14 protein-coding genes are annotated in these 12677 nt (G+C 62.6%); 6 read left to right on the forward strand and 8 right to left on the reverse strand.

Annotated features, from left to right (window positions below; genetic code table 11):
* Positions 1-6: 6 nt before the first annotated feature.
* The 4 genes from X771_RS161165 (at position 7) to X771_RS161150 (ending at position 3342) form a co-directional block, all read left to right on the forward strand.
* On the forward strand, positions 7-1176 hold the full coding sequence (locus X771_RS161165; RefSeq protein WP_023686624.1) for a mandelate racemase/muconate lactonizing enzyme family protein: 1170 nt from the start codon (positions 7-9) through the stop codon (positions 1174-1176).
* Between the two features lie 2 nt (positions 1177-1178).
* Positions 1179-1895 carry a FadR/GntR family transcriptional regulator gene (locus X771_RS161160; RefSeq protein WP_023686625.1) on the forward strand — a complete coding sequence of 239 codons (717 nt, stop codon included), beginning with the start codon at positions 1179-1181 and terminating at the stop codon, positions 1893-1895.
* An 85-nt stretch (positions 1896-1980) separates the two neighbouring features.
* Positions 1981-2961 (forward strand): NAD(P)-dependent oxidoreductase, encoded by a 981-nt coding sequence (locus X771_RS161155; protein WP_023686626.1) that lies wholly within the window; start codon positions 1981-1983, stop codon positions 2959-2961.
* Positions 2962-3000: 39 nt separating this feature from the next.
* Entirely contained in the window at positions 3001-3342 is a 342-nt protein-coding gene (locus X771_RS161150; RefSeq protein ID WP_245262511.1) for a hypothetical protein, read from the forward strand.
* 22 nt (positions 3343-3364) lie between these two features.
* Here the strand turns inward: X771_RS161150 and X771_RS161145 are convergent, their stop codons facing one another.
* Entirely contained in the window at positions 3365-4660 is a 1296-nt protein-coding gene (locus tag X771_RS161145) for an amidase (protein ID WP_023686628.1), read from the reverse strand.
* Positions 4661-4776: 116 nt separating this feature from the next.
* Between X771_RS161145 and X771_RS161140 the strand changes: the two genes are divergently transcribed.
* Entirely contained in the window at positions 4777-5124 is a 348-nt protein-coding gene (locus tag X771_RS161140) for a GFA family protein (RefSeq protein WP_023686629.1), read from the forward strand.
* Positions 5125-5126: 2 nt separating this feature from the next.
* Here the strand turns inward: X771_RS161140 and X771_RS161135 are convergent, their stop codons facing one another.
* Positions 5127-6035 carry an SDR family oxidoreductase gene (locus X771_RS161135; protein ID WP_023686630.1) on the reverse strand — a complete coding sequence of 303 codons (909 nt, stop codon included), beginning with the start codon at positions 6033-6035 and terminating at the stop codon, positions 5127-5129.
* Positions 6036-6129: 94 nt separating this feature from the next.
* On the opposite strand from X771_RS161135, the gene X771_RS161130 reads away from it, so the two are divergent.
* Positions 6130-6708 (forward strand): TetR/AcrR family transcriptional regulator, encoded by a 579-nt coding sequence (locus X771_RS161130; protein ID WP_023686631.1) that lies wholly within the window; start codon positions 6130-6132, stop codon positions 6706-6708.
* Between the two features lie 38 nt (positions 6709-6746).
* Here the strand turns inward: X771_RS161130 and X771_RS161125 are convergent, their stop codons facing one another.
* From X771_RS161125 to X771_RS161100, 6 genes are all read right to left on the reverse strand, one after another.
* A complete protein-coding gene (locus tag X771_RS161125; protein WP_023686632.1) occupies positions 6747-7832 on the reverse strand; it encodes an ABC transporter ATP-binding protein in 1086 nt (361 codons plus the stop codon).
* Entirely contained in the window at positions 7832-8935 is a 1104-nt protein-coding gene (locus tag X771_RS161120) for an ABC transporter ATP-binding protein (protein ID WP_023683000.1), read from the reverse strand. The genes X771_RS161125 and X771_RS161120 overlap by 1 nt, the downstream gene beginning before the upstream one ends.
* The gene (locus X771_RS161115) at positions 8932-9153 is read right to left on the reverse strand and encodes a hypothetical protein (protein WP_023669846.1); all 222 of its coding nucleotides are present in this window, start codon (positions 9151-9153) and stop codon (positions 8932-8934) included. Before X771_RS161115 ends, X771_RS161120 begins: the two co-directional genes overlap by 4 nt.
* Positions 9150-10109 (reverse strand): carbohydrate ABC transporter permease, encoded by a 960-nt coding sequence (locus X771_RS161110; protein WP_023682998.1) that lies wholly within the window; start codon positions 10107-10109, stop codon positions 9150-9152. The genes X771_RS161115 and X771_RS161110 overlap by 4 nt, the downstream gene beginning before the upstream one ends.
* Before the next feature lies 1 nt (position 10110).
* On the reverse strand, positions 10111-11016 hold the full coding sequence (locus X771_RS161105) for a sugar ABC transporter permease (RefSeq protein ID WP_023686633.1): 906 nt from the start codon (positions 11014-11016) through the stop codon (positions 10111-10113).
* 171 nt (positions 11017-11187) lie between these two features.
* Positions 11188-12504: an ABC transporter substrate-binding protein gene (locus tag X771_RS161100; protein WP_023669849.1), complete on the reverse strand. Its 1317-nt coding sequence runs from the start codon at positions 12502-12504 to the stop codon at positions 11188-11190.
* Positions 12505-12677: the final 173 nt, after the last annotated feature.

Here is a 12677-nt window from a genome sequence, read left to right on the forward strand (position 1 = left end):
ATCGGGATGCGCATCAAAACGGTCCAGGCGTGGTGGGTCCGCGTGCCGATTGAGGCCGCGAAGCAGCATCGCAGCGACTTTGGCCAGGTGACGACGTTCGACGCCGCCATCCTGCGCATTGAGACTGACGACGGGCTGATCGGCTGGGGCGAGGGCAAGAACGCCGCCGGCAGCGCCGGCAGCTATGGTGCGCTGGTCTACATGCTGAATCACGAGGTCGGGCCGCAGCTGATCGGCCGCGACCCCGCCGACATCGGCATGATCTGGGAGATGCTCTACAACGGCGTACGCCATGACAGTGCCGCGCGCGCCGGCCATGCCATGCCGCAGCTGGCGCGGCGCGGCATGAGCATTGCGGCAATCAGCGCCGTCGATATCGCGCTCTGGGATATTCTGGGGAAGTCGTTGGGACAGCCGGTGTGGCGGCTCATCGGCGGCCGCAAGCTCGACCGCATGCCGGCCTACGCCTCCGGCGGCTGGGCTGCCGCCGAGGCTATCGGCGAGCAGCTCAAATCCTACATCGCCAAAGGCGGCTTCAAGGCGCTGAAGATGCGCGTCGGCGCCATGGACGGCGCCCCGCACATTTCCGCCGCCCGCGTCCGCGCCGCACGGCAGGCGCTCGGTCCTGACGTCGAGTTGATGGTCGACGCGCATGGCACCTATACGGTGGCCGAGGCCAAGCGCTTCATCAGCTTGGCCAGCGATCTCGACCTCGCCTGGTTCGAGGAGCCTGTTATCGCCGACGACAAGGCTGGTATGGCCGAGGTGCGCGCCTCGGGCTCGATCCCGATCGCCACCGGCGAAAGCGAAGCGACGCGCTACGCCTTCCGCGATCTCGCGGTGCTGAAATCCGCCGACATCTTCCAGCCGGATCCGGCCTTTTGCGGCGGTATCAGCGAGGCGATGAAGATCGGCACCATCGCCAGTGCCTTCAATCTGCGCTTTGCCCCGCATCTGTGGGCCGGCGCGCCATGCTTCTTCGCCGGCCTGCATGTTTGTGCGGCCTCGCCTGCCAGTTTTACCGTCGAATATTCGCTCGGCGCCAACCCGATGATCCACGATCTTATCGAAGAGACTGTCGAAGCAAGGGACGGTATGATAGCGATCCCTGAAAAGCCGGGTCTGGGATTCACCATTTCGGAGCGGTTCCTGGAGGCGCACGCGCAACGCGGTTGACGATGAAAGAAAAGAACCTTCTCGCCGAGCTCGCCGCCTATCTCTTCGCCCATTCGGACAAGGAGACCGGCCGCACGCCTTCGGAGCGCGAACTGGCGGAGCATTTCGTCGTCAGCCGCGGCCAGATCCGCGAAGCGCTGGCCATTCTGGAGGCCATGCGCATCGTCGAGCGCCGCGCCAAATCCGGCATCTATGTCGACACCAGGCAGGCCAGTGTAGAAGCCTTGGCTCTTTTCGCCCGCGCGGGCCTGCCGCTCGATCCGGTGCAGATCTACGAGACCGTCGAACTGCGCAAGATCCACGAGATCAAGGCCGCCGAACTTGCCTGTTCGCGTGCCACCGAAGAGAATTTCGAACGCCTGCGGGAGATCCTGAAAGCCTCGGAGGAGTGCATCGCCGCCGGCGAAGGCCTCGCCAAGGAAGACCGCGAATTCCACCTCGAAATCGTGCGGGCGACCAAGAACGGCGTCTTCCACAATATCTGCAGCGTCTATTACCTGATGGGCGAGCAGCGGCTGCCGATCTACTTCAACGATCCCGAGCGCTCAGTGCGCTCGCATGCCGAGCATATCCAGATCTACGAGGCGCTGCTGCGTCGCGACGGCAATCTCGCCCAGGCGCTGATGAGCGCCCACCTGCAAGGCGCGGAAAGCTACTGGAAGGGGATCATCGAGGGCCGGGAGGCGCAAGCGCAAAGCCTGGCACTTGAGAAGGTCTAGTGCAATTCCAGGAAAGGTGTGAAACGGTTTTTCTGGGAAAAGCGCGCGGCGCTTTCCTTTGAGAATTGCGACTAGCGAGAGCCCCATGCCCAGAATCCTGTCGACGCACACGCTGCATCCGCGTGCCTCCGCAATGCTGGCGGGCGCCGGTGAACTCGTCGTCGCCTCAGCGCTCGATGCGGCAACGCTGACCGCCGAGGCGAAGCATGCCGACGTCATCATCGTTCGCGCACCGCTGCCGCCGTCGCTGTTCGAAAACGCCACGAAACTCAGAGCAGCGGTCCGCCACGGCGCCGGGCTCGACATGGTGCCGATGGAGGCCGCGGCCGCGGCCGGCGTGCTGGTCGCCAACGTGCCGGCGGTCAATGCGCGTTCGGTCGCCGAATATGTGATGTTCGCGGCCCTTGCCCTGCTTCGGCGCTTCCGTTCGGTCGACCGCGACTTGCGCGCCAAGGGCTGGAATGCCGGCCGCGACCACGCCAGCCATGCCAGCGAGCTTGCCGGCAAGACCATCGGCATCATCGGCTTCGGCGCCATCGGTCAGGCGGTCGCCCATATAGCCGCGCACGGCTTCGGCCTCGACGTCGTGGCGACGACCCGCAGCATGCAGCCGGCACCCGACAGGATCGGCTTCCTGTCGATCGATGCGCTGATCGAACAGAGCGACATCATCGTGCTCTGCTGCCCGCTGACGCCGGAAACGCGCGGCCTGATCAGCCGCGAACGCATTGCCCGCATGAAGCCGGACGCGCTTTTGATCAACATTTCGCGCGGACCGGTGATCGACGACGAGGCGCTGATCGAGGCCTTGCGCCAAGACCGGATCGGCGGCGCCGCACTCGACGTCTTTGCCACGCAGCCGCTGCCGGCAAACCATCCCTATTTCGGTTTCGACAATGTTATCGTCACCCCGCATATGGCGGGGATTACCGAGCAATCGATGATGCGCATGGGCGTGGGCGCGGCCGGCGAGACCTTGCTGGTGCTGGCCAACCGGCTGCCTGTCAATCTGCGCAATCCCGACGTGGTCGAGCATTACCGCAGACGGTTCCCGGCGGACGCGTGAACCATGTCCGGTTTTCGCTTCGCATCTCTGGTTCTCGCAGTGTCGTCGATCGTGGCCTTACCTTCGCTCGCGGCGGCACAAAGCAGCGATTATGTCTATTGCAGCAATGGGATCGTCTGCATGATGGCGCCCTGCCCGTCAGGCAATGCGCTGGATCTGACCACCGGCAATGTCGTTAAAGGCGTGGAGCTCAACACTACGGAATTGCCGCCGCTGGACAGATCGGCACCTGACCTCTCCGACAAGCTTTATGCTGGAAAACTCGTCGTCCGAGGATCGATCCGGCATCGCGGCCAGCCGAACGATCCGCCGATGCTGGTCGTTACCAAAATCGAACGCTCCTCCAAGAAAAGCGAGCGCAAGCGCTGCGCGGCACGTTGACTGCCGACCTACGGCTCGCTGCCTATCGGAGCAGCCGCTCGATTTCAGCCGCGATGCGCAGCAGATGGTGGTCATGGCCATTGCGCGCCACCAGCATCAGCCCGGCCGGCAGCGTCATGCCGGGCATCGGTAGCGAGATCGCGCAGAGGTCGAACTGGTTGGCGACCTGGGTGTTGCGCAGCAGCAGACCTTCAGTGCGTTCACGCAGAGCCGTATCCTCGGCCATCGAAACGATAGTCGGCGCTGTCACCGGCGTGGTCGGCAGAGCCAGCACATCGACCGAACCCAACCGCTCGTCCATGGCTATGCACAGTGCCGCGCGACGACGCATTGCCCTGATATAAACCGGCGTCGGTATGGCCGCCGCCCGCGACAGCGGCCCGCTGACATGGGGATCGACCGGCATCGATGCGCCCGTCGCCAGCCAGTCGGCATGGATTTCAGCACCTTCCATGGCCGCGATCGAGCCGCGTTTGGTGGCCAGGCGCAGATCGGCAATGAGGTCGTCGATCGAAATGTCCGTGAGCCACGCGCCTGCCTGCTCGATCCCGGCAAGGCTGCGATCGAACGCGGCGGCAATCTCCGTTTCCGTGTCTTCGAAAAGCAGGCCGCGCGGAATGCCGACACGAAGCCCGGCAAGCGCTAACGGCAGGTGCAGTTGCGGCATCTGCTCGCCCGTCATCGCGGCGTCAGCCAGGGCACACGCAGCAACACTCAGCGCCAGCGGCCCGATCGAATCCAGCGTCGCGGAAAGGGGATAGGCACCAGTCAGCGGCACGCGCCGCGCCGTCGGCTTGAAACCGACGACGCCGTTCAGCGATGCCGGGATGCGCACCGAACCGCCGGTGTCGGAGCCGATGGAAATGTCGCTCGTCCCCTCGCCAACGGACACGGCGGCGCCCGACGACGAACCGCCTGGAATGCGGCTGGTGTCGGCGGCATTGCCCGGTGTGCCGTAGTGCATGTTGTCGCCGATAGCGGTGAAGGCGAATTCGGTCATGTTGGTCTTGCCGATGATGACGGCGCCGGCCTGGCGCAGACGGCTGACGACCGCAGCGTCGTGCCGACGGGGCGCGGTGTCCCTCAGCATCAGCGACCCGGCCGTGGTCGGCTCGCCGGCGACATCGAACAGATCCTTGATCGACACGATGGTGCCGTCGAGCGGCCCGAGCGATACGCCGGCCTTCTTGCGCGCATCGGTGGCCTCGGCCGCTGCGCGCGCCGCCTCGGCATAGAGTTTGGTGAACACCTTCTCGCCTGCCGCGCAACTGGCAAGACGTGACAGGATGATCTCGAGACGATCGCGGATTGATTGCATGTCGATGTCGGATTCCGTCAAGGTGGAGCGTCTTTAAGGCATATGGGCCGCTAGGTCAGCGGAAGGAATAGCCCGGACAGCGTGCCTTTGCACCTGCCAGCGATAGGAAGGGACTGATGCTGTACAAAGGCAGCTGCCACTGCGGCAAGGTTGCGTTCGAATTCAAGGCGCAGCTGACCGGCGCCGTGCGGTGCAATTGTTCGATGTGCAGGCGCAAGGGCGTGCTGTTATGCGCCATCCCGCATGACAGCCTGAAGGTGCTCGCATGGGGCGATGATCTCGGCACCTATACGTTCAACAATCACGTATTGGCGCATCGCTTCTGCCGGACCTGCGGCATCCATCCCTTCGCCGAGGATGTCAGTCAGGGCAACGAACGCAGCGCCTACGTCAACCTTAACTGCGTTGCGGATATTGATGCTGTCGGTCTGTCGATTTTCGACTTCGATGGCCGCTCGGTCTAAGCTTACCGGTAACCCGCGGCATCGGCAGGTTTGCCGGCGTCCTGTACCTCCGGAACATAGCGCCAGGCGTCCGGGCGTGAGCCGTCGAGATCGGTAAAACCATAAATCTGCGCCAACCCACCGCTGGACAGCGACTGGCCGTTCCAGCGCGCACGATCCGGATCCGCCGCAAGCGACGCGACCGCGCGGCCGACAAAGCGCGGCGTTTCGGAAATGACGAAATGCGGCACGTTGGCGGTGGCGTCGCGCCAATTGTCTTCGGTGACGCCAAACGCCTCCAGCATCATTTCGGAACGCAGCCATCCGGGCGCCAGCGACACCGAGGTGGCGCCATGCGCAGCAAGATCTTTGGCGTGTGCCCATGCCATGCGGTTCACCGCGACCTTGGCGAGATCATAGAACGGCGACAGCCGATAGTGATCGGCATTGTACTCGGCGGTGCCGTCAGTGACCTCGACCAGCAGCCCGCCCGGCCGCTCGATCATCAGCGGCAGCGCATGATGCGCGGTGATCAGATGCGTGTCGATGCCGAGCCGCAACAGGCGCAGGCCGTTTTCCAGATTGTGGTCCCAGACCGGCTTATTCCACTCGAACAGCTTTTCGCCGCCCCAGATATCGTTGACCAGAATGTCGAGCCGACCCTGTTCGGCCCGGATGCGCTCGACCAGACTGCGCACATCATCAGTCACCATATGATCGACTTGCACGGCAATGCCCTTGCCGCCATGCGAACAAACCAGCTCCGCCGTCTCCTCGATGGTTTCGGGCCGGGCATAGTCGGATTGCTGGCTGCGTGTGGTGCGCCCGGTGACATAGACGGTGGCGCCGGCGGCGCCGAGTTCAACCGCGATCCCCCGCCCGGCACCACGCGTGGCGCCGGCGACCAGGGCGACCTTTCCTTGCAACGTCATGGTAGTCCCCAACCGAATCTATCGACCAAACCGATCTGGCTTACGCCGCTCGCATTATATATAAATGATTATTCGGTTATATTGAGATGTCAAGGTGACGCGACCAAAAACCAAATCCGACGAGCAGGTGCTGGAAGCCGCGTTGGGATTGATTCACGAACATGGACCCGAGGCGCTCACCTTCGAGCGGCTGGCAAAGGCGTGCGGCCTCTCTGGCGCAACACTGGTGCAGCGTTTCGGCAACAAGGCGCAGCTGAAGCAGCGCACCTTGCTGCAAGCGTGGGATGGCCTCGATGCCAAGACGAGGGAACTCGCAGCCACCGTTCCCAAAACGCCGGCCGGCGCGATCGAATTGCTGGTGGGGCTGTCGCAGGGCTACGGCGGCATCGAAGCCTACGCCGAGGGCCTGCTCGTCCTGCGCGAGGATCTGCGCGACCCCGTGCTCAGGGCGCGAGGCGCCGCCTGGAAAGCGTTCCTGAGCGAGGCCCTTGCGGCTTGCTTGGCCGGAACGCCCGACACCGCGCGCGACATCGGCCTGCTGATGGCATCGCATTGGCAGGGCTCACTGCTGTGGTGGAGTTTTGACCCGACGATCGAGGTGGCCACCTATGTCGAGGAAAGCCTCAAGTGCTTCGTTGCAGCCATCACCAAAACAGCGGCCCGAAAACCGTGATGGGCCGCTGCGCAAGCTGGGAGTGGATGTAGTCTAAATTAGCTGGCGTGCCGCAAGCTCACGCCGCTGCCCTTGTCGAACAGCACCACCTTGTCCTGATTCCAGGCAAAGCGCACCGGCTGCTCGATCTGGACATCGGTTCTGGCCGGCACCGTGGCGCGTAGCGTCGTGTCGCCGACCCGCAGAGTCAGGATCTTTTCCACGCCATGGTTCTCAACATCGTGGACGCGTGCCTCGACCGGCGCACCGCTTTCAAGATACACATCCTCAGGTCGAATACCGAAGACGAGCGGGCGACCGTCGGTCGCACCGCCCGCCTTGGCACCCCCAGAGAAAGGCAGTTCGAAATTCAGCGGCGCCATCACCGCGCGGCCGTTGACCAGCTTGCCATCGATCAGGTTCATCGGCGGCGAGCCGACGAAGCTCGCCACATAGGTATCGCGCGGATTGTTATAGATCTCGTGCGGCGTGCCGGTCTGGATGATGCGGCCATGGTTGAGCACGCCCACTTTGTCGCCCATCGACATCGCCTCGATCTGGTCGTGGGTGACGAACAGAAAGGTGGCGCCAAGCTGGATCTGCAGGTTCTTCAGTTCCGTGCGCAGCGCCTCGCGCAGTTTGGCGTCGAGCGCCGACAGCGGTTCGTCCATCAGGAACACGCGCGGCTTGCGCACGATGGCGCGCCCGATAGAGACGCGCTGCATTTCGCCGCCTGAAAGGCGGTCGGTCTTGCGGTCGAGCAGATGCTCGATCCGCAGTGTCTTGGCCGCTCGTGCAACACGGTCCTTGATCTCGGCATCCGGCAGCCGACGGATCTTCGGCTTCAGCGGGAATTCGAGATTTTCGCGGACCGTATAGCGCGGATAGAGCGAATATTGCTGAAGCACCAGCGCCACGTCGCGCTCGGCCGCACCCCAGTCGGCGACGTCGACGCCGTTGATGAACACCTGACCCTCGGTCGGCTTTTCCAGACCCGCGATCATGCGCAGCGTCGTCGTCTTGCCGGCGCCGGTCTCGCCGAGCAGCACGAAGAACTCGCCATCGGCGATCTCGAGATCGAGCCCGGTCAGTGCGGTGTGGTTGCCGAAGCTCTTGGAAATATTCTTGAGCTGGATATGAGCCATCAGAGCCTCACCTCAAGCGACTTGCCGCTTGCCGTGTCGAAGAAATGTGCTTGCGTCGGATCGATCCTGGCGAAGACCTTTTCGCCCGGGCCGCCGACGAAGCCGCTCTTGGTGCGCGCGCGCAGCATCTTGGAGCCGACCTTGAGATCGACAATGTCGAACGAGCCGAGCGGCTCGACGATCTGTGTCTCGACCGGCAAGAAGCCCTCCGCTGCTTCATGGCGCACCAGCACGCCTTCGGGCCGGATGCCGAGCGCCAGCTGGCCGCCGGCATGGCCGTTGAGCTTGGACAAAAGCGTGCGCGGAAATTCGAAGCCGGCGGCAGCGCCACCGACGGTGACCGAGGCCGCCGATGCGGTCTCGGCGATCGCCGCATCGGCGACGTTCATCACCGGGCTGCCGACGAACTGCGCCACGAACAGATTGGCCGGATGCGAATAGACCTCGTCGGGCGAACCGACCTGCTGCAGCACGCCCTCATGCATGATCACGATGCGGTCGGCGAGGCTCATCGCCTCGATCTGGTCGTGCGTGACATAGATGGTGGTCGAGCCCTGTTTGATGTGCAGCCGCTTGATCTCGGCCCGCATCTCTTCGCGCAGCTTGGCGTCGAGGGCGCCGATCGGCTCGTCCATCAGCATCGCCTTCGGCCGCCGCACCAGAGCCCGGCCGATGGCCACACGCTGCATGTCGCCGCCCGACAGCGCCGACGGCTTCTTGGCCAGCAGTTCCGTGATCTGCAGCGTCTTGGCGACCGAGCGCACCTCGCTATCGATCTCGGCCTTGCTCTTGCGCGTCGCGCGCAAGGGAAAAGCAATGTTCTCATAGACGCTCATATGCGGGTAGAGCGAGAACGACTGGAACACCATGGCGATGTCGCGGTCGGCGGCCTTGAGGTGTTGCACCGGCTTGCCGTCGATGAGGATGTCACCGCCGTCGATCGTCTCCAGCCCGGCAACCGCCCTCAATGTCGTCGTCTTGCCGCAACCCGACTGACCGAGCAGCACGATGAACTCGTTGTCGTCGATCTTGAGGTTGAGGTCCTTGATGACCTGGACCGCACCGAAGAATTTCTGGACGCCGCGAAGCTCAATCTGGGTCAATGCTCTGCTCCCGGATTGCGCACCTGGCCGGTACCGGCCTTCTCCGCCGGCGCGATCTTCGAGGTGATGTTGAAGCCGATCAGGCCGATCAGGATGATGGTCACGCCATAGCTGTGCAGCAGCAGGTTCCACGGCTGGCAAAGCGCGATGATGCCGAGGACCATCAGCACCTGAGACCCCGGTTCGAGATATTTCTGGTTGATGGCTCGAAAGCTCATTTGCGGATCGCTCCGAAGGACATGCCGCGCAGCAAATGGTTGCGGAGCAGGAAGGTGAAGATTGCGACCGGCAGCAGGAACAGGAAGGTTCCGGCGGCGATCACCGTCCAGTCGGGCAGGCCGGCGCCGACCTGGCTGGGGATGAAGGGCGGCGCCGTTTGGGCGCGGCGGTTGGTCATGATCAGCGCGAAGGCATACTCGTTCCACGCCGTGATGAAGCAGAAAACCGCGGTCGCGGCGATGCCGGTGGCGGCCTCCGGCAGCACGATCTTGAAGAAGGCTTCCATGCGGGTGTAGCCGTCGACCAGCGCTGCCTCTTCATACTCCTTCGGGATCTCGTCCATGAACCCCTTCATCAGCCACACCGAAAAGGACAGGTTGAAGGCGGTATAAAGGATGATCAGCCCGATATGGGAATCGTTGAGGCCGACGGCCCGGTACATCAGGAACATCGGGATCGCGACCACCACCGGCGGCAGCATGCGCGTCGACAGGATGAAGAAGAGCAGATCCGCCTCCCCCTTCACCTTGAAGCGCGAGAAGCCGTAGGCGGTGAAGGTACCCATGCCGACAGCCAGCACCGTCGAGGTGATGGCAATGATCAGCGAGTTCATGAAGCGGCTCGGATAGCCGGACCATTGCACCTGGCCCTTGCCGTCGCGCACGATCTTTTCACCGCCGTCGAACACGACACGTTCCCACCAGGGTGCCGCCGCATACTCTTCCGGCGACGGCGGGTTGCGCATCTGCGAGCGCTTGGTGAACAGCTTGACGAACGGCGATATCTCGGGCTGGAACACCACCGTCGGCGGGATGGTCGTGGCAAGATTGCGCGGCTTGAACGCCGTCGAGGCGATCCAGTAGATCGGCGCCAGGAAGATGATCGTCACCAACAGGACGGCGACGATGGCGACGCGATTGAAGCCTATTTCGGAAGAAGTGCGGACGGCGGCCATGTCAGCGCTCCTTCACCTTGTTGAGGTATTTGACGTAGATGTTGGTGATGGCCAGCACCATGATCAGCACGATGTAGGCGAGCGCGCAGGAGCGCCCGGTTTGCCATTCCTGGAACGCCATCTTGTACAGCCGGATCGAGATCAGCTCGGCGGTCGGCTGGCTGGTCAGGATATAGGCGAGGTCGAAGGTCTTGAACGCTTCCATGGTGCGGAAGATGACCGCGATCATCAGGATCGGCGCGACCAGCGGCAGCGTGATGCGGAAGAAGGTGTAGAACGGTCCGGCGCGGTCGATCGCCGCTGCTTCGTAGAGATGCTTCGGCACCGCTGAAAGACCGGCCAGCGACAACAGCATGACGAAGGGCGACCACATCCAGATGTCGGTCAGCGCAACCGCATAGAGCGCCATCTTGGGGTCGGCCAGCCACTCGAAATTGCCGAGGCCAAGCGCATAGTTGATGACCCCCCATGACGGGTCATAGAGCAATTTCCAGAACAGACCGACGACGGCCATCGACAGCATCATCGGCAGCAGCAGCAGCGTTGTGATGAGACCCTTGAGGGGAATATCCCGATTGAGCAGCATGGCCACGCCGAAGCCGACGAGCAACTGACCCGCGACCGAGATGATGACGTACTTCGCGGTGATGGCGAAGTTGGACCAGACATAGGGGTCGTTGAGCAGGTCGCGATAATTCTGCAGCCCGACGAAATTCGCCGGCGCGTTGGTCGACGCGCGGAAATCGGTGAAGGAATAGCCCAGCGAATAGATCAGCGGGAAAATGTTGAAGACGATCAGGAACAGGATCGTCGGGATTATGAAGAAGTTGCGGATCGACATGTCGCTCAAGCCGCGTGCAGCGGCCCGCGAGGAAGTGTCCAGCGTGGTGATCATCGTGGTCGCCAAGACCCTGCTCCCGTTTCGGAAAAAAGAACGGAGGAGGCACGGATGCCTCCTCCGCGAGAAAAGCTGCTTATTGGCCGCGGCCGTATTTCTTGAACGTCGCGTTCCAGTCGCCTGAGATCGGAAGAGCGTCGTGTAGGGAAAGNCGGATGCCTCCTCCGCGAGAAAAGCTGCTTATTGGCCGCGGCCGTATTTCTTGAACGTCGCGTTCCAGTCGCCTGCGAGCGCGTCCAGCGTTTCCTTGGCGGTGCCTTCGCCGCCGATCATGTAGGGATAGACGCGCTGGTTGAGCTGCTGCAGCAGCTCGGCATATTCCGGCACCGCCCAGAAGTCCTTCACCTTGAACATGGTCTCGTAGAAGGCCTTGTTGTACGGCGTGGCGTTCTGGAACTCCTCCGACTTGAGCACGGCGGCGCTGCAGGTGTAGCCGCCGAGCGCCGCCCACTTCTTCTGGGTCTCGTCCTTGATGAACCATTCAAGGAACTTCGTCGCCTCTTCCTGCTTCTTGGAGTAGGAAACGATCGAGATGCCCTGACCGCCGAGTGCGGCGAACTGATCGCCGTTCGGGCCTGGAGGATTGGCGAAGAAGCCGGTGTTCTTGGCGTTCGGGTTCGACGCCTCGTTGATCAGCGAGGGGAAGAACGCGAAGTAGTTCATGCTCATCGCGGCCAGGTTTTCGGTGATCGCCTGATTGTCCTCCACGAAGAACGACTTGGCCCAGCCCGGAGGCGTGAACGTGTAGAGTTCCTTGTAGGCGTCGAGTGCGGCGATTGCCTTGTCGGAGTTGATGAAGCCGTCGACCTTGTAGGTCTTGTAGTCACCCAGTTCGCCGCCGAAGGAGAACAGCGCGTTTTCGAAGCCCATCGCCATCGCGTCATAGGAATTGTCGGTGTAGATGGCGATGCCGTATCGCTTCTGATCCGGCCGGTAGAAGAACTCCGCGATGTCGCGCAGCGCCTTGAAATCCTTCGGCACGTCGAGATCGTAGCCGTACTTGGCCTTGAAGGCTTCCTTTTCCTTCGGGTCCTCGAACCAGTCCTTGCGATAGGACCAGCCGACAGCGTCGCCTTCGAGCGGGATCGCCCAGTACTTGCTGCTGCCGCCCGGATACTCGGCGTAATATTTCACCGTTGCCGGCGCCATCACTTCGCCAAGCTTGTGCTTGTTGAAGAAGTCGGTCAGGTCGACATAGTGGCCGCCGGTCGAGCCGGCGCCGAGCCATTGCGAGTCGCCGACGACCATATCATAGGCGTCGCCATGGGCGTTGAACTCGGTGAAAGCCTTGGTCTGGAAGTCGGACCAGGGCGTGGTTTCCACCGTGATCTTGACGCCGGTTTCCTTCTCGTACTCGTTGCCGAGTTCCTGCAGATAATTGGCCGGATCCCATTCCGCCCAAAAGATGGTGAGCTCCTTGTCCTGCGCGTAGACGGACGTTCCGCAGGCAAGTACTAAGCCGATACCAGCAAGCAGGCTGGTCATTGTCTTGCGCATAATGATTTCCTCCCTTGTGCGCATTCTACCTTGTCATGCTAGCCGGCGGTGAAGCCGGCCTGGTAGTTCCTCCCGAGATCGCACCTTTCCGGTTCCAAGCCTCCTCGCTTTGCCGGAAACTGGATCGCAGCTCTCACTTTCGATCCGCTTTTCTGTCCTGATCTGGTATTACC

Source organism: Mesorhizobium sp. LSJC269B00 (assembly GCF_000502815.1).
Taxonomy (GTDB): Bacteria; Pseudomonadota; Alphaproteobacteria; order Rhizobiales; family Rhizobiaceae; genus Mesorhizobium.

Bases quoted from the DNA above. Each gene is read 5' to 3' on its own strand.
- X771_RS161135 (WP_023686630.1), bottom strand. From the start codon at position 6,035: ATGACGTTGCAAGGAAAGGTCGCCCTGGTCGCCGGCGCCACGCGTGGT.
- X771_RS161125 (WP_023686632.1), bottom strand. From the start codon at position 7,832: ATGGCTCATATCCAGCTCAAGAATATTTCCAAGAGCTTCGGCAACCAC.
- X771_RS161165 (WP_023686624.1), top strand. From the start codon at position 7: ATGCGCATCAAAACGGTCCAGGCGTGGTGGGTCCGCGTGCCGATTGAG.
- X771_RS161145 (WP_023686628.1), bottom strand. From the start codon at position 4,660: ATGCAATCAATCCGCGATCGTCTCGAGATCATCCTGTCACGTCTTGCC.
- X771_RS161140 (WP_023686629.1), top strand. From the start codon at position 4,777: ATGCTGTACAAAGGCAGCTGCCACTGCGGCAAGGTTGCGTTCGAATTC.
- X771_RS161110 (WP_023682998.1), bottom strand. From the start codon at position 10,109: ATGGCCGCCGTCCGCACTTCTTCCGAAATAGGCTTCAATCGCGTCGCC.
- X771_RS161160 (WP_023686625.1), top strand. From the start codon at position 1,179: ATGAAAGAAAAGAACCTTCTCGCCGAGCTCGCCGCCTATCTCTTCGCC.
- X771_RS161155 (WP_023686626.1), top strand. From the start codon at position 1,981: ATGCCCAGAATCCTGTCGACGCACACGCTGCATCCGCGTGCCTCCGCA.
- X771_RS161100 (WP_023669849.1), bottom strand. From the start codon at position 12,504: ATGCGCAAGACAATGACCAGCCTGCTTGCTGGTATCGGCTTAGTACTT.
- X771_RS161115 (WP_023669846.1), bottom strand. From the start codon at position 9,153: ATGAGCTTTCGAGCCATCAACCAGAAATATCTCGAACCGGGGTCTCAG.